Annotated in this window: 21 protein-coding genes; 7 read left to right on the top strand and 14 right to left on the bottom strand. The window is 46.4% G+C overall.

The features are described 5' to 3' along the window. Positions 1-33: 33 nt before the first annotated feature. Entirely contained in the window at positions 34-1,134 is a 1,101-nt protein-coding gene (gene alr / locus ICN21_RS02120) for an alanine racemase (protein ID WP_216176735.1), read from the bottom strand. A 74-nt stretch (positions 1,135-1,208) separates the two neighbouring features. On the opposite strand from alr, the gene lplT reads away from it, so the two are divergent. Continuing rightward, positions 1,209-2,528 (top strand): lysophospholipid transporter LplT, encoded by a 1,320-nt coding sequence (lplT, locus tag ICN21_RS02125; protein ID WP_215297209.1) that lies wholly within the window; start codon positions 1,209-1,211, stop codon positions 2,526-2,528. A 12-nt stretch (positions 2,529-2,540) separates the two neighbouring features. Here the strand turns inward: lplT and ICN21_RS02130 are convergent, their stop codons facing one another. The 8 genes from ICN21_RS02130 to scpA are packed head-to-tail and all read right to left on the bottom strand — an operon-like array spanning position 2,541 to position 11,613. Then, positions 2,541-3,062: a DNA polymerase III subunit psi gene (locus tag ICN21_RS02130; protein ID WP_216176409.1), complete on the bottom strand. Its 522-nt coding sequence runs from the start codon at positions 3,060-3,062 to the stop codon at positions 2,541-2,543. Continuing rightward, complete coding sequence (gene rimI, locus ICN21_RS02135) at positions 3,059-3,586, bottom strand: ribosomal protein S18-alanine N-acetyltransferase (RefSeq protein WP_216176411.1); 528 nt, start codon at positions 3,584-3,586, stop codon at positions 3,059-3,061. The genes ICN21_RS02130 and rimI overlap by 4 nt, the downstream gene beginning before the upstream one ends. Then, positions 3,586-4,317, bottom strand: a complete 732-nt coding sequence (gene tsaB / locus ICN21_RS02140) for a tRNA (adenosine(37)-N6)-threonylcarbamoyltransferase complex dimerization subunit type 1 TsaB (protein ID WP_255534173.1) — start codon at positions 4,315-4,317, stop codon at positions 3,586-3,588. Before tsaB ends, rimI begins: the two co-directional genes overlap by 1 nt. A 40-nt stretch (positions 4,318-4,357) precedes the next feature. Beyond that, on the bottom strand, positions 4,358-4,825 hold the full coding sequence (locus ICN21_RS02145) for a VOC family protein (RefSeq protein ID WP_216176413.1): 468 nt from the start codon (positions 4,823-4,825) through the stop codon (positions 4,358-4,360). A gap of 15 nt (positions 4,826-4,840) precedes the next feature. Then, positions 4,841-6,865 carry an acetyl-CoA carboxylase biotin carboxylase subunit gene (gene accC, locus ICN21_RS02150; protein ID WP_216176739.1) on the bottom strand — a complete coding sequence of 675 codons (2,025 nt, stop codon included), beginning with the start codon at positions 6,863-6,865 and terminating at the stop codon, positions 4,841-4,843. Positions 6,866-6,892: 27 nt separating this feature from the next. Then, positions 6,893-8,425, bottom strand: coding sequence for an acyl-CoA carboxylase subunit beta (locus ICN21_RS02155; RefSeq protein ID WP_215297217.1), 1,533 nt, complete (start codon positions 8,423-8,425; stop codon positions 6,893-6,895). Between the two features lie 11 nt (positions 8,426-8,436). Continuing rightward, positions 8,437-9,462, bottom strand: a complete 1,026-nt coding sequence (meaB, locus tag ICN21_RS02160) for a methylmalonyl Co-A mutase-associated GTPase MeaB (protein WP_216176741.1) — start codon at positions 9,460-9,462, stop codon at positions 8,437-8,439. A gap of 24 nt (positions 9,463-9,486) precedes the next feature. Next, positions 9,487-11,613: a methylmalonyl-CoA mutase gene (gene scpA, locus ICN21_RS02165; RefSeq protein ID WP_370624042.1), complete on the bottom strand. Its 2,127-nt coding sequence runs from the start codon at positions 11,611-11,613 to the stop codon at positions 9,487-9,489. A 151-nt stretch (positions 11,614-11,764) separates the two neighbouring features. On the opposite strand from scpA, the gene ICN21_RS02170 reads away from it, so the two are divergent. Beyond that, positions 11,765-12,403, top strand: coding sequence for a GntR family transcriptional regulator (locus tag ICN21_RS02170; RefSeq protein WP_216176418.1), 639 nt, complete (start codon positions 11,765-11,767; stop codon positions 12,401-12,403). A gap of 85 nt (positions 12,404-12,488) precedes the next feature. Here the strand turns inward: ICN21_RS02170 and ICN21_RS02175 are convergent, their stop codons facing one another. Together ICN21_RS02175 and ICN21_RS02180 are read right to left on the bottom strand one after the other, a co-directional pair. Beyond that, entirely contained in the window at positions 12,489-12,842 is a 354-nt protein-coding gene (locus tag ICN21_RS02175; RefSeq protein ID WP_216176420.1) for a cytochrome c, read from the bottom strand. Between the two features lie 13 nt (positions 12,843-12,855). Then, positions 12,856-13,221, bottom strand: coding sequence for a cytochrome c (locus tag ICN21_RS02180; RefSeq protein ID WP_251371992.1), 366 nt, complete (start codon positions 13,219-13,221; stop codon positions 12,856-12,858). Positions 13,222-13,394: 173 nt separating this feature from the next. On the opposite strand from ICN21_RS02180, the gene ICN21_RS02185 reads away from it, so the two are divergent. The 3 genes from ICN21_RS02185 to ICN21_RS02195 are packed head-to-tail and all read left to right on the top strand — an operon-like array spanning position 13,395 to position 15,979. Continuing rightward, the gene (locus ICN21_RS02185; protein WP_216176422.1) at positions 13,395-14,276 is read left to right on the top strand and encodes a MoxR family ATPase; all 882 of its coding nucleotides are present in this window, start codon (positions 13,395-13,397) and stop codon (positions 14,274-14,276) included. Between the two features lie 19 nt (positions 14,277-14,295). Beyond that, positions 14,296-15,471 carry a VWA domain-containing protein gene (locus ICN21_RS02190; protein ID WP_216176424.1) on the top strand — a complete coding sequence of 392 codons (1,176 nt, stop codon included), beginning with the start codon at positions 14,296-14,298 and terminating at the stop codon, positions 15,469-15,471. A gap of 52 nt (positions 15,472-15,523) precedes the next feature. After that, the gene (locus ICN21_RS02195; RefSeq protein WP_215294624.1) at positions 15,524-15,979 is read left to right on the top strand and encodes a RidA family protein; all 456 of its coding nucleotides are present in this window, start codon (positions 15,524-15,526) and stop codon (positions 15,977-15,979) included. Positions 15,980-15,986: 7 nt separating this feature from the next. On the opposite strand, the gene ICN21_RS02200 is transcribed toward ICN21_RS02195, so the two are convergent. Continuing rightward, a complete protein-coding gene (locus ICN21_RS02200) occupies positions 15,987-16,628 on the bottom strand; it encodes an NTP transferase domain-containing protein (RefSeq protein WP_216176426.1) in 642 nt (213 codons plus the stop codon). A gap of 47 nt (positions 16,629-16,675) precedes the next feature. Here ICN21_RS02200 and ICN21_RS02205 point away from each other — a divergent pair, with 47 nt between their 5' ends. Continuing rightward, positions 16,676-17,635, top strand: coding sequence for an XdhC family protein (locus tag ICN21_RS02205; protein ID WP_216176428.1), 960 nt, complete (start codon positions 16,676-16,678; stop codon positions 17,633-17,635). A 9-nt stretch (positions 17,636-17,644) separates the two neighbouring features. Here ICN21_RS02205 and parC read toward each other — a convergent pair whose 3' ends face one another. Next, entirely contained in the window at positions 17,645-19,939 is a 2,295-nt protein-coding gene (parC, locus tag ICN21_RS02210; protein ID WP_216176743.1) for a DNA topoisomerase IV subunit A, read from the bottom strand. A 164-nt stretch (positions 19,940-20,103) separates the two neighbouring features. Next, positions 20,104-22,092 (bottom strand): DNA topoisomerase IV subunit B, encoded by a 1,989-nt coding sequence (locus ICN21_RS02215; RefSeq protein WP_215317953.1) that lies wholly within the window; start codon positions 22,090-22,092, stop codon positions 20,104-20,106. 79 nt (positions 22,093-22,171) lie between these two features. Here ICN21_RS02215 and ICN21_RS02220 point away from each other — a divergent pair, with 79 nt between their 5' ends. Beyond that, positions 22,172-23,392 carry a CaiB/BaiF CoA-transferase family protein gene (locus ICN21_RS02220; RefSeq protein ID WP_215317954.1) on the top strand — a complete coding sequence of 407 codons (1,221 nt, stop codon included), beginning with the start codon at positions 22,172-22,174 and terminating at the stop codon, positions 23,390-23,392. Positions 23,393-23,396 lie beyond the last annotated feature (4 nt).

The raw sequence follows: 23,396 nt of genomic DNA on the forward strand, positions 1-23,396 counted from the left end.
ATCCTCTTCAATAGAGGATTTTTTATTGAAAGTCTATTTAATCGCGACTGGCACTCTTGGCGCTACCGCACAAAGCAGCTCGTAGCCAATAGTGTCACTCATGCGTGCCACCTCATCTACTGGAACCTGGTCACCCCAGAGCTCTACGACACTACCGATCTTAGCGTTTGGTGCATTTCGTAAATCTACACTCAACATATCCATAGATACCCGCCCAACGATCGGACAAATAATGCCGCCACCTGCTTTACTATCATCACCGACCCAAACCGGTGTGCCATCCTTTGCCTGACGTGGATAACCATCCGCATAACCGCAAGCCACTATGCCAATCCGCATGTTTTCAGAAGCTTCATAACGACCGCCATATCCTATGCGATCACCTGCTTGAAGATCTTGAATATCAATAATCTCACTCTGCAGCTGCATCACCGCTTTGAGATGAGCATGCTCAATGTCCGAATATAGGCCTGTAGGAGATGCGCCATAGAGCATGATGCCAGGACGCACCCAGTCGCCGAGAGCATTGCGATGCCATAGAATTGCTGCGGAGTTTGCTAAAGAAGTAGGTGCCTCAAGGCCTTCAATATTTTGATTGAATAGCTCTAACTGACTATCGACTGTAGGCTGACGATCAATTTGATCTGCATTAGCAAAATGCGTCATGTGATGCATGCGGTAAGCTGCGGCATGCAGACGATGAAAGGCCGTTCTATAGGCGGCTGGTTTTAAACCCAGACGATTCATGCCCGTGTTCATTTTCAGAAAAACACTAATAGGCTTATGGACTTTATCTGCATAACGTTCGAGCCACTCGATTTGCGCTTCACAGTGGACCACCAAATCACAATGTAATTCCTGGCTTAGGTCCATTTCAGTCTCATGAAATAAGCCTTCTAACAGCAAAATTCGCCCTTGCCAGCCATTTTCTCTTAACCAAACCGCATCCTGTATATCCAATAATGCAAACCCGTCGGTTGATTCAAGGCCCTTGAGCGCCGCCTCAAAACAATGCCCATATGCCCTAGCCTTAATAACGGACCAAATTTTTGACTCCGGGGCAAGCTCCCGAACACGGTTTAAGTTATGCTGAAAGGCATGTGAATGAATAGATGCCAAAATTGGTCTATTGATTAAGCTATTAACCGAAGCGCTCATATCCACCCCTCCTTTCATGTTTTAATTGTATTAATGACTAGATTGTACGAATGAACCGTAGTTTTTACATCATTATGGCGGCGCAATTTTTTTCGTCGCTTGCTGATAACGCATTGCTGATTGCAGCAATTGCCCTCTTGGCCCAGCTTAGCGCTCCGGCCTGGATGACTCCTTTGCTTAAATTGTTCTTCGTTTTATCGTATGTTGTGCTGGCTGCCTTTGTTGGTGCGTTTGCTGATTCTCGCCCCAAAGGCAATGTCATGTTCATTACTAACACGATTAAATTCGTTGGTTGTGTGGCAATGCTCTTTGGTGGGCACCCTTTATTGTCTTACGCCATTGTTGGTCTCGGTGCTGCAGCCTACTCTCCTGCAAAGTATGGCATCTTGACGGAATTACTCCCCCCTGAAAAGTTGGTTGCCGCCAATGGTTGGATTGAGGGATTGACAGTAGGCTCTATCATTTTAGGTACGGTATTAGGGGGTGTTTTAATTAGTAGCACCGTCTCGCAAAGCCTGCTTTCCTTGGATATGCCGAGCATTGATACCGGCATAGATACACCCGCAGAATCAGCAATCCTCATCATCATGATGATTTATGTCATCGCCGCATTAATCAATCTGAAGATTCCAGATACCGGCGCACGCTATGTGGCCCAGAAAACCAATCCCATAGAATTAATTAAAGATTTCTCCGTCTGCTTTAAGACGCTTTGGGATGATCGCCTGGGTCAAATCTCTTTGGCGGTGACTACCTTGTTCTGGGGTGCTGGCGCCACCTTGCAGTTCATTGTGATTAAGTGGGCACAGGTAGCGCTGCATATGAATCTCTCACAAGGCGCTATTTTGCAAGCCATTTCCGCGGTTGGGGTTGCTGGCGGAGCGGTCTGGGCGGCATGGCGCGTACCTTTGCGCAATTCACTCAATGTACTTCCCTATGGAATCGCCATGGGGCTGGTTGTTTGCGTATTAGCGATTTATAACTCCGATATGTTGCCAAATACGCCATTGCTGACGATAGGTAAAATGCAAGTCACCTTAAATCTATTGCCGGCTTATTTCTTACTCATTTTGGTGGGCTGGTTAGCGGGATATTTTGTGGTGCCCATGAATGCGCTATTGCAACATCGTGGTCACGTACTGATGTCAGCTGGACATTCGATTGCAGTGCAAAACTTCAATGAAAATATTTCGGTATTAGGAATGCTGGCGATGTACTCATTATTAATCTGGCTTGATCTACCGGTTCAATACGTCATCATTGGATTTGGCTTAGTGGTGAGCCTGATCATGTGGCTAGTAATTCGGCGTCATGCCCGCAACCAAGCTGAATATGACTCTATGCACCTTATCGGTGAACACAAGCACTAAGACTGCGCTAGATTAAGTATTTTGTAGGATAGATTTAGCCAGCAAGAGGTCTTGCCAAAGCAGGGTCTTCTCTTTTGACTTTGTTGCTAATTGAGCCAAATCGAAAGTAGCAACCACTGGAATCTCATCATCATTTCCGGTGTTCAGAGCCAAGATCGTCTCGCGCAACTGCGGCAATGGATCACGCTCACCCGTAATTTTTTGTGCTGTCGGGCCGCCAAAGGCGATAGCAACTAGCGGGACAGCATTTTCTGACGCATGCATTTTAGAAAGATTGTCATTTGGACTTTTCCACGACCATTCATTACTCGCTAAGCCTAAAACACGAATCACATTCTGAAACAATATCTGGGCATCACCCTGGGGTTGGCCTCCAAAAAACCACCAATGTGCCTTGGGAGTACTTTCAGCTGATACCGCTACATTTACTGCAAGCTGTGATTGCGTGACAGTGGCAACTTCAGCAGAACCATCCCGGGCAGTCCACTCTGTAATGCCCATTTCTTTTAAGAAGCTTGAATGTGTGTTGGTCATGACTCTAGCTTAATCGATTTAGCCATGACGATGGCATCTTCACGATTACCAGACCCTTCGCTGGCAGGATAATAATTTTTGCGTATCCCGATTTGTTCATACCCAAGCTTTTGATACAGGGCGACAGCAGACTCATTGGAAGGCCTTACCTCAAGAATGATGCGTGGCATGTTCTGCTGTGAAGCGACGCCTTCAATGGTTGCCATCATGCGCGTTCCTAGCCCTAGTTGGCGTAACTTAGGGGCAACAGTGATATTTAAAAGATGTAACTCATCTACCGCTGGATACAGAATGCAATAAGCCCACAAGACTTGCGGATCAAGATAGCTCCCTGGCATTGCATTCGCTTGATCAAGCTGTGGTCTGATGCAATAAGCCCAATGACCTACAGCCAAGGAATCGGAAAAATTACCTCTAGTCCATGGATGAATATGAGAAATCGATTCGATTGCCAGGACATCATCTAGATCAGCCACCTGCATCGGCATAAAGGTTAGCTCAGCGCCATCATCCTGCATAGTCATTACCGCGTACCTTTTTTGAAGGCAATTTCACGTTCATTCGTCGTGAAGGCAACTTTATTGCGCACATAGAGTGGCTCTAGCTGATTGACCGAGATTTGCTGTCCAGCCTTAAACATCTGTTGAGCTAGCTCTAAGATGCCCAATGCGGAAATGGAGATTTCTGGATCAAGCGCTTCACTGGGAAAAGAATGATTTACAAATAAGCGCTCGCCAAATTCTTTAATCGCGCTACCAGCAAGGTATTGGATATTCCTTAAATCAATCTCTTCAGGCTTTGAAAGTTGGATATTGCCAATACGTAAAGGAAGGGATGTGGAACTATTGAATTCATACTTCGCCCAATAGATCTCACCCATACGAGCATCAACAGCAATCACAAATTGAGTTGGCTTGATCTTGGCAAAATGAGGTGTTTTGGTCAGTTGCGCCGCAATGGCATCCAAGCTGGCAACTGGCAGGACGGGTAGGTTTGTCGCTATCGCAAGGCCTTGAACTGCTGCAAGGCCTAAACGGACCCCAGTAAATGCGCCCGGGCCAATACCTATCGCAATCGCATCAAGTTGAGAAAGTTGCTGATTTGCTTGGGCCAGTAAATTTTCAATCCAAGGCAATAAGCATTGGCTAGCGCCCGCCGACACCAATTCGTGTCGGAGCTGAGGTGCTGAATCACCTAAAGATAAAGCCACCGAACACCAAGCTGAGGAAGTGTCGATGGCCAATAATCGCGTCAATTCAAGTTCGCTTTATGGTTGTGATTATCTAAAGACTAAATTATGAACGCAATCCCGCGATGACTTCAGGAGGAGCTTGAACCAACTCAATGAGGACGCCCTCTCCACTGATCGGAAATTCATCGTTACCCTTGGGATGGACAAAGGTGATGTCGTAACCCGCAGCGCCCTTACGAATACCACCAGGAGCAAAACGTAAGCCATTTGCAGAGAGCCATTCAACCGCCTTAGGAAGGTCATCCACCCACAATCCGATGTGATTGAGGGGTGTTTGATGTACGGCAGGCTTTTTCTCAATATCCAATGGTTGCATCAGATCTACTTCTATCTCATGGGCACCGTTTCCAATCGCACAAATATCTTCATCCACGTTTTCACGCTCCGAGACAAAGGTACTTTTGTACTCAAAGCCGAGCATCTCTACCCAAAGTTTTTTGAGGCGATCTTTGCTTGTGCCGCCAATAGCGATTTGTTGAATACCGAGAATTTTGAACGGTTTAGCTGTCATGGATGATGGTCCTGCTTATTCAAAACGAATGATGAGTTGATCTACCGCCAAGCTTTCACCTTCTTTGGCGCAGATTTCTGAAACAATCCCATCCTGTGCTGCAGAGATTGTGTTCTCCATCTTCATCGCTTCAATTGAAGCTAATTTTTGGCCCGCTGTGACTGCTTCACCCACCTTAACAGCAAGTTTTGTGAGCAAACCTGGCATGGGAGACATCACCAACTTCGAGGTATCTGGTGGAAGCTTCACTGGCATACGACGTTGAAGTTCAGCCCCTAATGGACTCAACACCATACATTCGTAATGCGCACCATCAAGCACTAGATAGAGACGAACACCCTTGCGCTCTACTTGTGCCGTAATCTTGCTTGTACGGTTAATCGTGGCATGTAAAGCCAGTTGACCTGGACGCCAATCACTCTCAATGTCATAACGGCTAACACCATCTGCATCATCAATATATACAGAATAGATGCCATCTTTTAATTCAATGCGCACTGCCTCTTCATACGGATCAATCATTGATCCTGTTTTCTTACCAGTGACCACTACAAACTTCTTGGCAATCACCATTTCGTGACCAGCCAATTGACCATCAATCATCTTGATATGCTCAAGATAGCGATAGCGCATAAAGGCAGCTAGGGCTGCAAGGCGTTTTGGGTCTGCAGGCTGCACAGAATCCTTCTTAAAGCCTTCTGGATATTCTTCAGCGATAAAGCCCGTTGTGAAATCGCCATTCACGAAACGGGGATGTTGCAGTAAAGCAGCCTGAAACGGTATATTCGAATGAATGCCGCGAATAACAAAATCATTCAAGGCAGCACGCATCTTTTCAATTGCCTCAGCACGATCTTTGCCGTGCACGATTAACTTCGCAATCATAGAGTCGTAGTACATCGGAATTTCACCGCCTTCGTACACGCCGGTATCTACTCGTACTCCATTAATGGACTCCGGTGGACGATATTTCACAAGACGGCCTGTGGATGGTAGGAAGTTGCGAAATGGATCATCTGCATTAATGCGACACTCCATTGACCAACCATCCAACTTCACATCCGCTTGTTTAAATGCTAACTTTTCCCCAGCCGCTACCCGAATCATCTGCTCAACCAAGTCAAGACCAGTAATGCTTTCCGTTACGGGATGTTCCACCTGCAAGCGCGTATTCATCTCTAAGAAGTAGAAAGACTTATCTTTGCCTACCACGAACTCCACAGTGCCAGCAGACTGGTAGTTCACAGCTTTAGCCAAGGCAACGGCTTGCTCACCCATCGCTTTACGAGTAACAGGATCAATAAATGGAGATGGCGCCTCTTCGATCACTTTTTGGTGACGACGCTGAATTGAGCAATCGCGTTCATTCAGATAGACTACGTTGCCATGTGAATCACCCAAGACCTGAATCTCAATATGACGCGGACCTTCCACAAACTTCTCAATAAAGATCCGATCATCGCCAAAACTATTCATCGCTTCGGTTTTGCAGGCAGTAAAACCTTCGGCTGCTTCTTGATCATTCAAGGCAACACGTAAACCTTTACCACCGCCGCCAGCAGAAGCCTTAATCATGACTGGGTAGCCAATACCTTGCGCAATTTTTACCGCCTCATCTGTTGTGGCAATTGCCTCGTTGTGGCCAGGGATCGTGTTGACCTTGGCTTCTAATGCCAGCTTTTTGGAGGCAATTTTGTCGCCCATTGCTGCAATCGATTCATGCTTCGGACCAATAAAGACAATGCCCTCTTCTTCACATCGTTTAGCAAATTGCTCATTCTCGGATAAGAAACCATATCCTGGATGGACTGCTTCAGCACCAGTATCTTTGCAGGCTTGAATAATATGATCCATTACAAGATAGGATTCACGGGAAGGCGCCGGTCCAATACAGATGGCTTCATCCGCCATCTGAACGTGACGCGCCTCTTTATCTGCCTCAGAATAAACAGCCACCGTCTTGATGCCCATTTTTTTGGCGGTTTTCATGACACGGCAAGCAATCTCTCCGCGATTAGCAATCAAAATTTTCTTAAACATTTTCGTAGTCATCATCTATCAGCGCCTTTACAGAGGGATATTGCCGTGTTTACGCGCAGGATTTTTTAAATCTTTATCTTTGAGCATTGCGAGCGAACGGGCAATCCGTTTGCGAGTCTCATGCGGGAGGATGACATCGTCAATATAGCCACGACGCCCTGCCACAAAGGGGTTTGCAAACTTGGCTTTGTACTCTGCTTCACGGGCAGCGATCTTTATTGGCTCAGATTTTTCTTCACGAAAGATAATCTCGACTGCACCCTTAGGGCCCATCACCGCAATCTCTGCTGAAGGCCAAGCAAAATTCACGTCGCCACGCAAGTGCTTAGAGGCCATCACGTCATAAGCGCCGCCATAGGCTTTACGAGTAATCAAGGTCACTTTAGGTACAGTGCAATCTGCATAGGCATAGAGTAACTTCGCACCGTGTTTAATAATGCCGCCATATTCTTGGGCGGTACCTGGCATAAAGCCTGGCACATCAACTAAAGTCACTACCGGAATATTGAAGGCATCACAGAAACGGACAAAACGCGCTGCCTTGATAGATGCCTTGATATCTAAGCAACCAGCCAAGACTAATGGTTGGTTCGCAACAATACCAATAGAGCGACCTTCCATGCGAGCAAAGCCAATCACGATGTTCTTAGCATAGTCGGGTTGAAGTTCAAAGAACACGCCATCATCCACAATCTTTTCAATCAACTCTTTCATGTCATAAGGTTGATTTGGATTAGATGGCACTAAGGTATCGAGAGAAAAATCAGGCTCTTCTGTGCGGTTTGCCCCTTTGATCAAGGGCGGTTTTTCACGGTTAGAAAGCGGCAAGTAGTTAAAGAAGCGACGCAACATCATGATGGCATCCACATCATTGTCAAAGGCCAAGTCGCAAACACCAGAAACGGTTGAGTGCGTTACTGCCCCACCCAACTCCTCAGAAGTCACGTCCTCATGAGTCACGGTCTTAACCACTTCCGGACCAGTAACAAACATATAAGAGCTGTCTTTCACCATGAAGATGAAATCCGTCAACGCCGGCGAATACACGGCTCCACCAGCAGACGGGCCCATGATTAAGGAGATTTGTGGAATCACTCCTGAGGCTGTGACGTTACGCTGGAAAATCTCTGCATAGCCACCTAATGAAGCTACGCCCTCTTGGATACGCGCACCACCTGAGTCATTCAAACCAATCACGGGAGCACCGACTTTGAGCGCTTGGTCCATGATCTTGCAAATCTTCTCAGCATGGGCTTCTGATAATGAGCCGCCAAGAACCGTAAAGTCTTGTGAGAACACAAATACCAAACGACCATTGATCATTCCATAACCAGTCACAACGCCATCACCTGGCACTGTTTGATCGGCCATGCCAAAGTCGTGGCAACGGTGCTCTACGAACATATCCCACTCTTCAAAGGTGCCAGCATCGAGTAAAAGCTCGATACGCTCACGAGCAGTTAACTTGCCCTTAGCGTGCTGAGCCTGAATACGCTTTTGGCCACCGCCTAAGCGTGCTAGCTCGCGCTTTGCTTCCAGTTGTTGAATGATGTCTTGCATTGCCCGACTCCTTAGAAAAATTCATGTCCCATGGACTCCAATAGGCGTCTTGCTGCTACTGAAGGCGCCATGGTTTCCTGGTTTACTTGTGCCACTAAGCTTGGTAGAAGCGCTTGAACCGCTTCATTACTACGAAATGCATTCTTTAAGCCAGCATCAATGCGATCCCACATCCAGGCACCAGCCTGTTGCTGACGACGTGAATCAAACTTACCATTGGCTCGCTGCAGTTTTTGAAAATGCGTGACCTTATCCCACAACTCAGGAACACCTTTGCCCTCTAAAGCGCTTAATGTCATGACAGTGGGATGCCAAAAGTCTTCATCGTGCGAAGCATGGTCAGGATTTCCCTGGAAGCCCAAGAGACGTAATGAACTGGTGATAAAAAGTTGCGCGCGCATTGCCGCAGCTGGATCTAGATCAACCTTATTGATCACAATCAAATCTGCAATCTCCATGACACCTTTTTTAATCGCTTGCAAATCATCGCCAGCATTGGGTAATTGAAGTAGCAAGAACATATCCGTCATGCCTGCGACTGCAATCTCACTTTGACCAACACCGACTGTTTCAACGATGATGATGTCAAAGCCAGCAGCCTCTGCCACCAGCATGGCCTCACGGGTTTTTTCAGCAACACCTCCGAGCGTCAATGACGATGGGCTGGGGCGAATGAAGGCATTCTCTAGAACGGATAAACGCTCCATGCGCGTTTTATCCCCCAGAATGGAACCGCCTGACAAACTAGAAGATGGATCGATTGCAAGTACAGCAACACGATGCCCCTTTTCAATTAAATACAGACCAAGCGTTTCAATGAGCGTTGATTTACCAACCCCTGGAACTCCCGAAATACCTAAGCGAAAGGACTTACCCGTTTTAGGTAAAAGCGCATTAAGGACATCATCAGCGCGTTTGCGATGATCTAAGCGAGTGGATTCCAGCAAGGTAATAACCTTTGCCAATGCACGTCGCTGTTTAAGCGAGGGTGCACCAGTAAGATCGGCTATTAGCGCTAGGTCGGCAACTTCAAGCATGCTCGTCAATGTGTTAACTTTGTATCAAACAGGTTTTACAGATTGACGAATTTGCTCAAGCACATCCTTTGCTGAAGCTGGAATTGGGGTGCCTGGACCATAAATCCCTTTGACGCCCGCTTCGTAAAGAAACTCGTAGTCTTGTCTTGGGATTACACCGCCGACAAAAACGATGATGTCATCAGAACCTTGTTTCTTCAATTCAGCAATGATGGCTGGCACTAGAGTTTTGTGACCTGCCGCCAAAGTAGATACACCTAGAGCATGAACGTCATTTTCAATCGCCTGACGGGCGCATTCTTCAGGTGTTTGAAATAAGGGTCCGATATCCACATCGAAGCCCAAATCCGCATAGGCAGTCGCTACGACTTTAGCCCCACGATCATGTCCATCTTGGCCTAGTTTGGCAATCATCACGCGAGGGCGACGACCAAACTCTTTGGCAAAGTCAGCGATTTCAGTTTGTAATTTTGCCCAACCCTCGGCTGAGTCATAAGCAGCTGCATACACTCCGGTCACCTTTTGAGTATCGGCGCGATGGCGCCCGTAAACTTTCTCTAACGCATCAGACACTTCACCAACGGTCGCACGCAAACGAATTGCATTAACAGATAACTCCAATAAATTACCGGAGTGATCTTCTGCAGCCTTAGTTAACGCCTCTAATGCAGCCTCTACTTTTTTACTGTCGCGCTTGGCTTTGATTTGTTTTAAACGCGCGACTTGACCTTCACGAACCTTGTCGTTATCAATCATTAATATATCTACAAGATCTTCCTTGCCCAGCTTATATTTATTAACGCCAACAATCACGTCAGTGCCTGAGTCGATCTTGGCTTGTTTTTCAGCTGCCGCTGCTTCAATCTTGAGCTTAGCCCAACCACTTTCAACTGCCTTTGTCATGCCGCCCATCGCATCAACCTCTTGAATAATGTCCCAAGCTTTATCGGCCATCTCTTGAGTGAGGCTCTCCATCATGTAAGAACCAGCCCAGGGATCGATCACGCTAGTAATGTGGGTTTCTTCCTGAAGTATCAACTGCGTATTACGAGCAATGCGGCTTGAAAACTCAGAAGGCAAAGCGATTGCCTCGTCTAGGGAATTGGTATGCAAGGATTGAGTGCCGCCAAAGACGGCAGCCATCGCTTCAACCGTAGTTCTCACGACATTGTTATAGGGGTCTTGTTCTGTCAATGACCAGCCTGAAGTTTGACAATGCGTCCGCAACATCAAAGACTTTGGATTCTGTGGTTCAAATGATTTCATAATGCGCCACCACAGCAAGCGTGCCGCACGTAATTTAGCAACTTCCAAGTAGAAGTTCATGCCGATTGCAAAGAAGAATGAAAGACGCCCAGCAAAGCCATCAACATCCAAACCTTTAGCAAGCGCTGTTTTGACATATTCCTTACCGTCAGCCAAGGTGAATGCCAATTCCAATACTTGGTTTGCTCCAGCTTCTTGCATGTGATAACCCGATATCGAGATCGAGTTAAATTTCGGCATGTGTAGCGCGGTGTACTCAATGATGTCGCCAATAATGCGCATCGATGGTTCTGGCGGGTAAATATAGGTATTACGCACCATGAACTCTTTTAGAATGTCGTTCTGAATGGTGCCTGATAGCAGTTCTTGCTTAACACCTTGCTCTTCGCCAGCAACAATATAGCCCGCTAACACTGGCAATACAGCACCATTCATCGTCATCGATACAGATACTTTGTCTAGTGGAATACCATCAAACAAAATCTTCATATCTTCTACAGAGTCAATGGCTACGCCCGCCTTACCAACGTCACCCGTAACGCGTGGATGATCAGAGTCGTAACCGCGATGTGTTGCCAAGTCAAATGCAACAGAAACACCTTGTCCACCCGCATCTAATGCTTTGCGATAAAAGGCATTCGATTCTTCTGCAGTGGAGAATCCTGCGTACTGACGAATCGTCCATGGCCTCACGGAATACATCGTTGCTTGTGGTCCGCGCACATAAGGCTCGAAACCAGGCAAAGTATCGGTGTAATTTAAGTTCTCTGTGTCTAATGAGGTGTAAAGCGCTTTTAACTGAATACCATCAGGAGTATTCCAGCCCAGCTTATCCACATCGCCATTTGGTGCTGATTTTTGGGCAGACTTTTTCCAAGTCTCTATATTGACTTCTGGAAATGATGGCCATGCACTAGCTGGACTTTTCTTTTCTGAACTCACAAAGCACTCCCGTTTAATATGTTGCATTGCATCTAAGATTTTGTAATTCTGCTTGACTATTTGGAATTTGTCTAGATATCATGTATTCATAATTATGGATACAAAACTGAATAATCGACCTTTATACGAAGACGTAGCCGATCGTCTCCGAGAGCAAATTTTTGCTAAGGAACTAGCTCCTGGAAGCTGGCTAGATGAACAACGCTTGGCAGAACAATTTGGAATTAGTCGAACTCCCATGCGCGAAGCTATTAAAGTACTGGCCTCTGAGGGGCTAGTGACAATCAAAATGCGCCGTGGTGCCTATGTCACTGAGGTCGCCAGAAAAGATTTAGAGCAAATTTTTACGATCCTCTCCCTGCTGGAAGGTGAAGCAGCCAGAGAAACGGCTACTAAAGCAAGTGAAGATGAGTTAAATCAATTGGACTATTGGCATCACCGTCTTGAAAAGGCAGCCGCAGATCGAGATATTGAGCAATTTTTCGAGATTAATGGCAAATTTCATGAATTAATCCAAGAAATCGCCGGAAATCGCTGGATGAATGGGGTCATTGCAGATCTTCGTAAGGTGCTTAAATTACATCGGAAGGATTCTCTAACCAGTACAGGAAGACTACAAAACTCTCTAGTGGAGCATCGTGACATCCTCAACGCCCTATTGAAAAGAGACCAGACTGGGGCTGAAACTGCTATGCGCAAACACTTTGCGAGAGGCTTAGAAGCTTTGAGATAAAAGTTTTTACTATCAATAACAAAGGCTTAGAAGATTATTCTAAGCCTTTGTATTGAATACCCAATGAAGAACTGCTGAAACGGATTTACTTCTTAATAACGAAGTTTCCAGGCAAAGAGGCAACATAAGCTGCAATGTCCTGCATGTCAGCATCAGAGAATGCCTGAACTTGCGAGCCCATCACGGCATTATTACGTCCATATTGAGCATTTCCATTGCCTACTTTGTAAGCTTTTAGGGCGTAATAAATGTAATCAGGATATTGACCAGCCAATTTTGGGTAGGCAGGCAGGATCGGTGCATTTAAACCAGCACCATGGCAAGATGCGCAATTGGCTTTCTCAACTAAAACTTGACCTTTTTCAACGCTGGCAGCGTTAGCAACATGAACCAAGCTAATACTGGAAAGCAAAACTGCTGTAACTAGTGCAAATTTCATAAACGTGTCTCTATCACTTCAATGGGTTGTTAGGTGAGCTGGCAGTTTGCGCAGCATAGTATTCGCCAATATCAGCCATATCTTGGTCAGACAAGCTAGCGGCGATAGCTCGCATAGATGGATGCTTTCGGTTGCCCTTCTTGTATTCAGCCAAGGAGGAAGCAATGTAAGCGGCATTTTGGCCGCCCAACATAGGCACTCTGTAAACCAACGGATAGTCAGCACGGTAATCAGGGATGGAATGGCAGCCAACACAAAGCCAAACCTTGCCGTTGCCCGCAGCCGCATTGCCTTTAACTTCATCAGCCTGAGCGGCAAATCCAGTTAATGCTATGCCAGCACAAACAAGCAATCGAGTAAGAATGGAGAGTTTTTTCATAGAAATCTGTATTTATCAGTTTGATTTAAATCAACCACCGAGAGTATAGCGGAGAGACGTCCTCCTAACCATGATTTCCTCATTTCTGCGCTCTAAATCAAGAGAAATACTGAAGATTGGGCACTATTTCCCTATACTTAATCATCCGATAAAAGACCTCTAGATTGCCTCTCATGACCCACCCACTCAACACATCCTCTGCCCAAAATTCAAAGCGCTTTGATGGTAGTCAAAGCTATGTTGCGACCGATGACCTCAAACTGGCAGTCAATGCAGCGATAGCGCTTCAGCGCCCCCTGTTAATCAAAGGTGAGCCAGGTACAGGCAAAACCATGCTGGCTGAAGAAGTCGCAGCCGCTCTCAAAATGCCACTCTTGCAGTGGCACATCAAGTCCACCACCAAAGCACAACAAGGTTTATATGAATACGACGCTGTCAGTCGTTTGCGCGATTCTCAACTGGGCGATGAAAAGGTTAAAGATATTCGCAACTACATAGTCAAAGGTGTTTTATGGCAAGCCTTTGAAGCAAACGAACCCACTGTTTTGCTCATCGATGAAATTGATAAGGCAGACATTGAATTTCCGAACGACCTTTTGCGTGAAATTGATCGCATGGAATTCTATGTCTATGAAACCCGCGAGCTGATTAAGGCAAAGCATCGCCCTCTCGTCATCATTACCTCCAATAATGAAAAAGAATTACCAGATGCCTTTTTGCGTCGCTGCTTCTTTCATTACATCGCTTTCCCTGATGCTAAAACTATGCAAAGTATCGTGGATGTGCATCACCCCAGTATCAAACAAGATCTCCTAGAGGCGGCCCTCAAAGCCTTTTACCAAATACGCTCGCTGCCAGGCCTCAAGAAGAAGCCCTCTACCTCTGAACTCATTGACTGGCTCAAGCTTTTATTGGCAGAAGACATTCCTCCAGATGCACTCTATAGTCAAGATGACAAGATCGTTGTTCCTCCACTGCACGGCGCTTTATTAAAGAATGAACAAGATGTTCATTTATTTGAGCGCTTAGTGATGATGAATCGTAACCATCGCTAATTGCTCTTAGGCTCATGCGATGTTAATTCAATTCTTTCTCAATCTGAAAGAGGCTAAGGTACCGGTTTCAGTAAGAGAGTTTTTGACTCTCTTAGACGCATTAAAGTCAGGCGTCATCAACCCGTCGATCGATGAGTTTTACCAACTCTCGCGAATGACGCTCGTGAAAGACGAGCAACACTTTGATCGCTTTGACCAGGTATTTGGCTCGTACTTTAAAGGTGTTGAGCAAATCATCGCCCTGACTCCTGATATTCCAATGGAGTGGCTAGAAAAGAAACTACAACGCGTTTTAACCGATGAAGAAAAAGTGGCACTCCAAAAACTGGGCGGTCCAGAAGCGCTCAAGAAACGTCTTGAAGAATTACTGAAAGAACAAAAAGATTGGCATGGTGGTGGCAATAAATGGATTGGGGCTGGTGGCTCCTCGCCTTTTGGGCATAGTGGCTATTACCCAGAGGGCATTCGAATTGGCGGGGAAAGCGCAGGCAATCGCACTGCCATCAAAGTATGGGAGGCTCGAGAATTTAAGGATTACGACAGTGATCTTGCCTTGGGCACCCGCAATATCAAAGTGGCATTACGACGTCTTCGTCGCTTTGCTCGAGAGGGTTCAGTGTTAGAGCTCGATTTAGATAAGACCATACATTCGACTGCTGCGAATGCTGGCATGCTCGATATTCAGATGCGACCTGAGCGGCATAATCAAGTCAAAGTATTGCTTCTCATGGATGTCGGTGGCTCGATGGATGACCACATCAAGCAGATAGGAGAATTATTCTCCGCTGCCAAAGCAGAGTTCAAGCATCTGGAGTATTACTATTTTCATAATTGCGTATATGAAAATCTCTGGCAAAGTAATCGTCGTCGCAGAGATCAAGTCACTTCTACGCAAGACATCATCAATAAATATGGTCCTGACTACAAACTGATTTTTGTAGGTGATGCCACCATGTCACCTTATGAAATCCTGAGCCCGAATGGCTCAGTTGAATATAACAATCAAGAGGCTGGCGCCGTTTGGATTAACCGCCTCTTAGATCACTTCCCTCACTTTGCCTGGCTTAATCCAGAGCCAGAATCCATTTGGGAGTATCGACAATCCATCGACATCATGAAAAACCTTATGAAGGATCATATGTATCCAGTGACCTTAAATGGTCTCGAGAGCGCAATGCGTCAGCTCTCGAAATAATTAAGCAGTAAGATTCTTTCATTAAATATCTTTTAAAGATTTAAATAACACTATGAGCAAGATTAGCGATCGCCTGAAAACCCTTAGCATTGATTTGCCTCCACCTGGACCACCAGCAGCTGCTTATGTGATGGCGGCAACAACTGGTAATACGGTATTTTTATCTGGCCATATTGCCAAGCACGATGGCAAACCTTGGGTTGGCAAGTTAGGTCAGGATATGAACACTGAGACTGGCAAAGCAGCCGCTCGCTCAATCGCAATTGATTTGATTTCTACATTACAGAATCATCTTGGCTCGCTCGATAAAGTCAAACGGATTGTCAAAGTGATGGGCTTAGTCAACTCTACAAACGAATACACAGAACAGCACCTTGTTGTTAACGGCTGCTCAGAACTCTTATTCGAAGTCTTTGGCGATGCTGGCAAACATGCTCGTAGCGCTTTTGGAGTAGCACAAATCCCATTAGGTGCTTGCGTTGAGATTGAACTGATCGCAGAGATCTAAATAATCTCTAAGAACGTGTGATCCCTAGTTTCTGCATGTCAGCATCGGTGTCGACATCGAGGATGAAAGCTGCATGATCTGTTTCGTAAATTTTGACTAGGTCTGGGTGTTGATCCATATAAGGTCGACACACCATATTCGGCATTGACAAAATTGCCTCTACTGCCTTTCTAGAGAACAATACTGGGTTACCACGTTGTCCATTGACTTGTGGCATCACTATTTCTTCTGGATCTTTTCGGTCTACAAACTGCTCCAATAAAACCACCAACTCTTTATCAGTAATGTGAGGCTGATCGCTCAGGCATACCGCAAGTACATCAAATTGACTTTGTAGACTCTCTAGTGCCAGTCGCACCGATGAGCCCTGACCCTGAGCAGACTTTGAGTTATAAATGACGGTGATTGCTGCATTGGTCGTTTTACCTACGCGTTTTAGTTCGGCTTCAATAGCTTGTGCATGAAATCCAGTCACGACCAAAAACTCCACTGTATTGAGCATATCAACAGAGGTACAGAAGGTTTCTAATAAGCTTTTTCCATCTTGACGAAGCAAGGCTTTTGGAATCGAGCCCATGCGACTTCCTTCACCAGCAGCCAATAGGACAATGGCCAGCTTCAGATTGGTAGATTTACCCGAGAGAGTCATTAGAGTGATAATAAATAAGAATCTAAAAAAATATAAAAAGACATTACATGAATAGTACTGATTTAAGCGTCCTCAAATCTGCAGTGAACTGGTTAACAGCAGGTCACCCTGTGGCTATTGCTACCGTAGTCCAAACTTGGGGCTCAGCACCCCGCCCTGTGGGCTCATGGCTAGCGATTCGACAAGATGGTCAAGTAGCAGGCTCCGTATCAGGTGGATGCGTCGAAGATGACTTGATTAGCCGCGTCCAAACTGAAATTCTGACGCGCGATACCCCTGAAATGGTGATCTATGGCGTAAGTCAAGAAGAAGCGGCGCGCTTTGGACTTCCCTGTGGCGGCACTTTACGTCTCTTGGTAGAGCCTAGACCCGAATTAGCAGTGCTTGAGAAATTACTTGAGTCCATCACTTCACACCAAGTCACAAGACGCAGTGTCAATATCGCTAGTGGTAAATCGACTTTGCAGGTCGGTAATCGGAATGATGAATTTACTTGCACGGCTACTGAGATGTGCACCACTTATGGACCCCGTTGGCGCATGGTAATCATTGGTGCTGGTCAGTTATCTTTGTACACCGCAGACTTTGCCTTAGCCTCTGACTTTGAGGTCATTGTGATTGATCCACGAGAAGAATATGCCGAAGGTCTTAATCGTGATGACGTGACTTTTATCAAAGGTATGCCAGATGATGTTTTACTCGAGATTGGTGTCGACCCCCATACTGCTGTTGTGGCGCTAACACACGATCCCAAGCTTGATGACATGGCGCTGATGGAAGCCTTAAAGTCCCCCGCTTTTTATGTGGGCGCTTTAGGTAGTCGCAATAACACTCAAAAACGCAAAGAGCGTTTAATCGATTTTGATGTCAGCAAAGAGGAGGTGGAGCGCTTGCATGGGCCAGTGGGCCTCTACATCGGAGCACTCACCCCACCAGAAATCGCAGTATCTATTCTGGCGGAAGTGATCGCCGTTAAATACGGTGTTGCGATTCCGAAGAAAGTTTAATTTTTCGGCTTAGTTAGCCTTCAGCTTGCCCTCTTTGAGGCGTGGCTCAACAAAATGACCTTTGCGTGCGCGGTTGCCAGCAAACGACTTTAGGGTTTTTGCATCTAAACTTAGTTCAGTAGGCTTACCGGCTCGTCCTGCCCCTGAATAGGTAGCGCCATTAGGTCCCACCGCAATGGCAGAAGCCATAAACTCTTTGTCATCCAAGCCCATCAAGATCACGCCTTTGCCACCAGTTGGCAGACGTTTGAGCTCATCTAACGGGAATACAAGCAACTTAGAAGCTTCTGATAAGCAAGCAACTTGCTTCATGCCAACTTGTACCTGAGTGGCTCCTAAAGGGGCATCACCCGACACTTTAGCATCGACAGTAATAAAAGATTTACCAGCCTTATTGCGTGTAGTCATATCCGACACATTAGCCAAGAAACCATAACCTGCTTTAGTAGAAAGTAATACCAAATCATCAGGCTGACCAGCGTAATAAGCGACCATTTGCGAGCCTGCCGCTAAGTTTACAAAGCTGGTCAATGGAGAGCCGTCGCCGCGTGCACCAGGAAGCTCGCTCACAGGCACTGTATAGACACGGCCATCACTACCGAAGCCCTGAATAACATCTACCGTTCGCACCTCGAAGGTTGCATAGAGCGCATCACCAGCCTTAAAGCTAAATTGTGTGGCGTCATGCTCATGGCCTTGTCGCACCCTGACCCAGCCTTTTTGAGAAACGATCACTGTGACTGGCTCATCAATCACCTTCGTTTCTGCAACAGCACGCTTATCTTCCTGAATCAAAGTGCGACGATCGTCACCAAAATCTTTGATATCAGATTCGATTTCTTTAATGATGCGTTTACGTAAAACAGTATCACTTTGTAACAAACCCTCTAAATCATCACGCTCGGATTTAAGCTCTTTAAGCTCTTGCTCAATCTTGATGCCCTCTAAGCGCGCCAATTGCCGCAAGCGAATATCAAGAATGTCTTCAGCTTGACGATCTGTAAGTTTGAACTCTTTCATCAGATCAGCTTTGGGCTCATCGCTATTGCGAATGATCTTGATAACCTTATCAATATTGAGAAGAACCGTTAAGCGCCCTTCCAAAATATGCATGCGGTCTTTAACTTTGCCTAAGCGGAACTGAGTACGACGTGTGACTGTTGCCACTCTGAACGCTATCCACTCAGAAATAATCTCTTTTAAGCCTTTTTGACGTGGTCGACCATCATTACCAATCATCACCAAATTCATCGGTGCATTAGATTCCAAGGAGGTATGCGCCAATAGCAGATTTACAAACTCATTGACATCAATATTCTTGCTCTTTGGCTCAAACACCAGGCGCACTGCTGCATCCTTACTAGACTCATCGCGCACTCCATCGAGCACGTTCAAGATCGTAGATTTGAGATTATTTTGTTCAGGAGTTAGGGTCTTCTTGCCAACCTTCACTTTAGGATTGGTGATCTCTTCGATTTCTTGCAAGACACGTTGCGATGAGGCGGATGGTGGCAATTCATTAACAACGACCTGCCATTGACCACGGGCCAACTCTTCTACAGACCAACGGGCACGAACTTTAACGCTGCCACGACCAGTTTCATAGATCTGCGCAATTTCAGCTGTAGAAGAAATAATCTGACCACCACCTGGATAGTCTGGGCCAGGCATAATCTCTAATAAATCAGCTGTTGAGAGCTTGGGTGACTTCATTAAAGCGATTGCTGCAGAAGCAACCTCACGCAAGTTATGCGAAGGAATTTCAGTAGCCATACCTACTGCAATCCCGGAGGCACCGTTTAATAAAATAAATGGTAAGCGTGCTGGTAATAGCTTCGGCTCTTGAAATGAGCCGTCATAGTTTGGTGCAAAGTCGACAGTACCCTCATCGATTTCACTGAGTAATAAGCCAGCAATTTTGGTTAAGCGGGCTTCGGTATAACGCATCGCTGCTGCACCGTCGCCATCGCGCGAACCGAAATTACCTTGCCCATCGATTAATGGATAGCGCAATGAAAAGCTCTGGGCTAGGCGAACTAAAGCGTCATAAGCTGATTGGTCGCCATGCGGATGAAATTTACCTAATACATCACCCACAACACGAGCACTCTTCACGGGCTTAGCATCGGCGCGCAAACCCATTTCGCTCATCGAGAACAAGATACGGCGCTGGACAGGCTTTTGACCATCAGAGACATCTGGTAATGCACGACCTTTGACAACGCTAATGGCGTAATCCAAATAGGCACGCTCAGCATAGACGGCTAGCGTCAAACTGTCTTTATTGTCTTCATTGAGATTCATGGTTTTAGGATCGTGTGGATCCTTGGGGCCATTCGGAGTTGAGGATTGTCCTTTTGATGCAGTAGCCTGATCAAGCTCAACAATTTCCATCTCTTCGATAGAGGATGAAAATAGATCTGCCTGCTCAACTGCTGGCTTCTTGCCTGGAGTCTTTTTCGTAGCCATTAAATATCTGCCTCCACTTCATTGCCACGCTCTTCTAGCCAATCACGACGTGCACCAGACTCTGATTTACCCATCAACATATCCATGGTTTTAAAGGTCTCATCTTCAGTCCAGGTGCCTAAAGTAACCGGCAACAAACGCCGCGTATCTGGGTTGAGGGTGGTATCCCACAATTGCTCAGCACTCATCTCACCCAAGCCTTTAAAGCGAGAGATCTGCCAGGCAGACTCTTTGACGCCATCCTTGCGTAACTTATCTTCAATGGCTTGCAACTCGCTCGCATCGAGCGCATAAATTTTTTGTGCTGGTTTTTTACCACGCGCAGGTGCATCTACTCTAAAGAGCGGCGGTCTAGAAATATGGACATGGCCTAACTCAATGAGTTTTGGAAAATGTTTGTAAAACAAGGTGAGCAGCAATACTTGAATATGCGCGCCATCAACGTCCGCATCAGATAAGATACAAACCTTGCCGTAACGCAAGTTAGAGAGATCCGGATTGTCATTCGGACCGTGTGGGTCAACACCAATCGCTACCGCAATATCGTGGACTTCATTATTTGCAAATAGGCGATCACGCTCTGCTTCCCAAGTATTCAAAACCTTACCGCGCAAGGGCAAGATGGCCTGATATTCCTTATTACGACCCATTTTGGCTGAGCCGCCTGCTGAATCACCCTCTACCAAGAAGATCTCGTTTTGGGCAATATCCTCACTCTCGCAATCCGTCAATTTTCCAGGAAGTACCGCAACGCCAGAAGACTTTTTCTTTTCGACTTTTTGACCAGCTCGTGTTCTAGCCTGTGCTTGTTTAATAACCAAGTCTGCGAGCTTGCGACCATAGTCAACATGTTGATTGAGCCAAAGCTCTAGAGCTGATTTTGCGTATCCAGAAACCAAACGCACTGCATCTCGCGAATTTAAGCGCTCTTTAATCTGACCTTGAAATTGTGGATCTAATACTTTGGCAGACAAAATAAAGGAAGCGCGTGCGAACACGTCTTCAGGCATGAGCTTCACACCCTTTGGTTGCAAAGCATGCATCTCAATAAAACCTTTGACAGCATTAAAGAGCCCTTCGCGTAAACCACTTTCATGTGTTCCACCGGCAGGTGTTGGAATCAAGTTCACATAACTTTCACGGACCGGTGCGCCATCTTCGGTCCAGCTCACTACCCATGCTGCGCCCTCGCCTTCGGCAAAGGAATCATCTTCACCAGTGCCAGTAGCGTATTGCTCACCTTCAAAGGCTGGGATCACTTCCGGACCATGCCCAGCTTGGGCAATCGCCTCATTGAGGTAGCCGCGTAAGCCTTGGGCATATTGCCATGTTTGACTGTCGCCAGACTTCTCTTGAATCAGTGTGACTTTGACGCCTGGCAAAAGAACTGCTTTGGATCTGAGCAAGCGAATCAGATCTGCCATCGGAATCGCGGAGCTATCAAAATATTTACCGTCGGGCCATGCTCGCACGCGCGTGCCATGTGACTTATCGTCTTTAGTAGAGGATTTAGATTTGAGTTTCTCAATCACTTTGCCATCAGCAAAGGTCAAGGTAGAAACTTGACCATCACGCCAAACAGTGACCTCTAATCGTTTAGACAGTGCATTGGTTACAGAGACACCGACACCATGCAAGCCGCCAGAAAAAGCGTAGGCACCACCAGTGCCTTTTTCAAATTTACCGCCAGCATGAAGCTGTGTGAAGACGATTTCGACGACAGGCAACTTTTCTGTAGGATGCATACCAACTGGAATACCGCGACCATCATCTTCCACGCTTACGCTGCCGTCTGTATGCAAAGTAACCATGATTTGCTTACCAAATCCGCCCAGAGCTTCATCGGAGGCGTTATCTAGGACCTCCTGAATGATGTGCAAAGGATTATCAGTTCGGGTGTACATCCCAGGACGCTGACGGACTGGTTCTAGTCCTTTGAGGACCTGAATCGACGATTCGCTGTATTCGGAAGTTTTACGGGTAGCCATGCGCGCAAATTGTAGTCATGTCTGAGCCTAAGTCGGAACTTTTCCCGAATTCCCCTGTCATCCATGCCAAAATCGGGGCATGGGAGCCTTAAGTCATATTCGTGTTTTAGACCTCAGCCGGGTGCTTGCGGGTCCCTGGTGCGCTCAAAATCTCGCAGATTTAGGTGCGGACGTTATTAAAGTTGAGCGCCCAGGCGCTGGAGACGATACCCGCCACTGGGGCCCTCCCTTTGCCAAAGACGCTCATGGTCAAGAAACTGACGAGTCTGCCTACTTTATTTGCATCAATCGCAATAAACGCTCGATTACGGTTGATATCAGCAAATCGGAAGGCCAAGCGATTATTCGTGAGTTGACTGCCGAATCCGATGTGCTAATCGAAAACTACAAAGTGGGCGACCTCGCCAAATATGGCTTGGACTACGAGAGCCTAAAAAAGATTAAGCCCGATTTAATCTATTGCTCTATTACGGGTTTTGGTCAGACCGGCCCTTATGCACATCGACCTGGTTATGACTTCATTATTCAAGGCATTGGTGGATTCATGAGTGTGACTGGTGAAGCAGATGACTTTGAAGGGGCCAGCCCACAAAAATCGGGAGTTGCGATTGCCGACATCTTTACCGGCATGTATGCCTCAACGGCAATCCTGGCTGCAGTAGTACATCGTGATCACACTGGTGAAGGTCAATACATTGACATGTCTTTACTCGATACACAAATCGCTGTGATGGCCAATGTCTCCAGCGCCTATTTAACCTCAGGTGAGGTTCCTCGTCGCTGGGGTAATGCTTCTCCGATCATTGTTCCCTACCAAACCTTCCCCACCTCAGATGGTTGGATGATCGTAGCAGCAGGTAATGATGGCCAGTATCGGCATTTTGTTAACGCAGGGGGCGAAGCTCATCTAGCAGACAATCCACTTTTTTTAACCAACCCCCTACGTGTGCAACATCGCAAACAACTGATTCCATTATTAGAGGCAATGACACGCAAGAAGACTAAGGGCGAATGGATTGCTCTGCTGGAGCAAGCCAATGTGCCTTGCGGTCCGATTAATAATTTCAAAGAAGTATTTGAAAATGAACAAGTGATTGCGCGCAATGTGCAAATCAATGTGCCGCATCCAACGGTAGGCAATATGAAATTAGTCGCTAGCCCTATGAAACTGTCCAAAACACCTACTGAAGTTCGTATGGCTCCGCCCACTCTCGGGCAACATACTCAAGAAGTACTTCAAGAGCGACTCCATATGGATGACAAATCAATCGCCGCACTTCGCAACAAGGGAATCATTTAATGAC

The sequence above is a fragment of the Polynucleobacter sp. AP-Feld-500C-C5 genome, assembly GCF_018882265.1.
Classification (GTDB): Bacteria; Pseudomonadota; Gammaproteobacteria; order Burkholderiales; family Burkholderiaceae; genus Polynucleobacter.

What these genes read in the sequence shown, in the direction of transcription:
- ICN21_RS02175 (WP_216176420.1), bottom strand. Translation starts at nt 12,842, where the DNA reads ATGAAATTTGCACTAGTTACAGCAGTTTTGCTTTCCAGTATTAGCTTG.
- ICN21_RS02220 (WP_215317954.1), top strand. Translation starts at nt 22,172, where the DNA reads ATGGGAGCCTTAAGTCATATTCGTGTTTTAGACCTCAGCCGGGTGCTT.
- ICN21_RS02215 (WP_215317953.1), bottom strand. Translation starts at nt 22,092, where the DNA reads ATGGCTACCCGTAAAACTTCCGAATACAGCGAATCGTCGATTCAGGTC.
- ICN21_RS02145 (WP_216176413.1), bottom strand. Translation starts at nt 4,825, where the DNA reads ATGACAGCTAAACCGTTCAAAATTCTCGGTATTCAACAAATCGCTATT.
- accC (WP_216176739.1), bottom strand. Translation starts at nt 6,865, where the DNA reads ATGTTTAAGAAAATTTTGATTGCTAATCGCGGAGAGATTGCTTGCCGT.
- rimI (WP_216176411.1), bottom strand. Translation starts at nt 3,586, where the DNA reads ATGACTATGCAGGATGATGGCGCTGAGCTAACCTTTATGCCGATGCAG.
- lplT (WP_215297209.1), top strand. Translation starts at nt 1,209, where the DNA reads ATGAACCGTAGTTTTTACATCATTATGGCGGCGCAATTTTTTTCGTCG.
- ICN21_RS02200 (WP_216176426.1), bottom strand. Translation starts at nt 16,628, where the DNA reads ATGACTCTCTCGGGTAAATCTACCAATCTGAAGCTGGCCATTGTCCTA.
- ICN21_RS02180 (WP_251371992.1), bottom strand. Translation starts at nt 13,221, where the DNA reads ATGAAAAAACTCTCCATTCTTACTCGATTGCTTGTTTGTGCTGGCATA.
- ICN21_RS02130 (WP_216176409.1), bottom strand. Translation starts at nt 3,062, where the DNA reads ATGACCAACACACATTCAAGCTTCTTAAAAGAAATGGGCATTACAGAG.
- ICN21_RS02170 (WP_216176418.1), top strand. Translation starts at nt 11,765, where the DNA reads ATGGATACAAAACTGAATAATCGACCTTTATACGAAGACGTAGCCGAT.
- ICN21_RS02185 (WP_216176422.1), top strand. Translation starts at nt 13,395, where the DNA reads ATGACCCACCCACTCAACACATCCTCTGCCCAAAATTCAAAGCGCTTT.
- ICN21_RS02190 (WP_216176424.1), top strand. Translation starts at nt 14,296, where the DNA reads ATGTTAATTCAATTCTTTCTCAATCTGAAAGAGGCTAAGGTACCGGTT.
- parC (WP_216176743.1), bottom strand. Translation starts at nt 19,939, where the DNA reads ATGAATCTCAATGAAGACAATAAAGACAGTTTGACGCTAGCCGTCTAT.
- ICN21_RS02195 (WP_215294624.1), top strand. Translation starts at nt 15,524, where the DNA reads ATGAGCAAGATTAGCGATCGCCTGAAAACCCTTAGCATTGATTTGCCT.
- ICN21_RS02155 (WP_215297217.1), bottom strand. Translation starts at nt 8,425, where the DNA reads ATGCAAGACATCATTCAACAACTGGAAGCAAAGCGCGAGCTAGCACGC.
- meaB (WP_216176741.1), bottom strand. Translation starts at nt 9,462, where the DNA reads ATGCTTGAAGTTGCCGACCTAGCGCTAATAGCCGATCTTACTGGTGCA.
- ICN21_RS02205 (WP_216176428.1), top strand. Translation starts at nt 16,676, where the DNA reads ATGAATAGTACTGATTTAAGCGTCCTCAAATCTGCAGTGAACTGGTTA.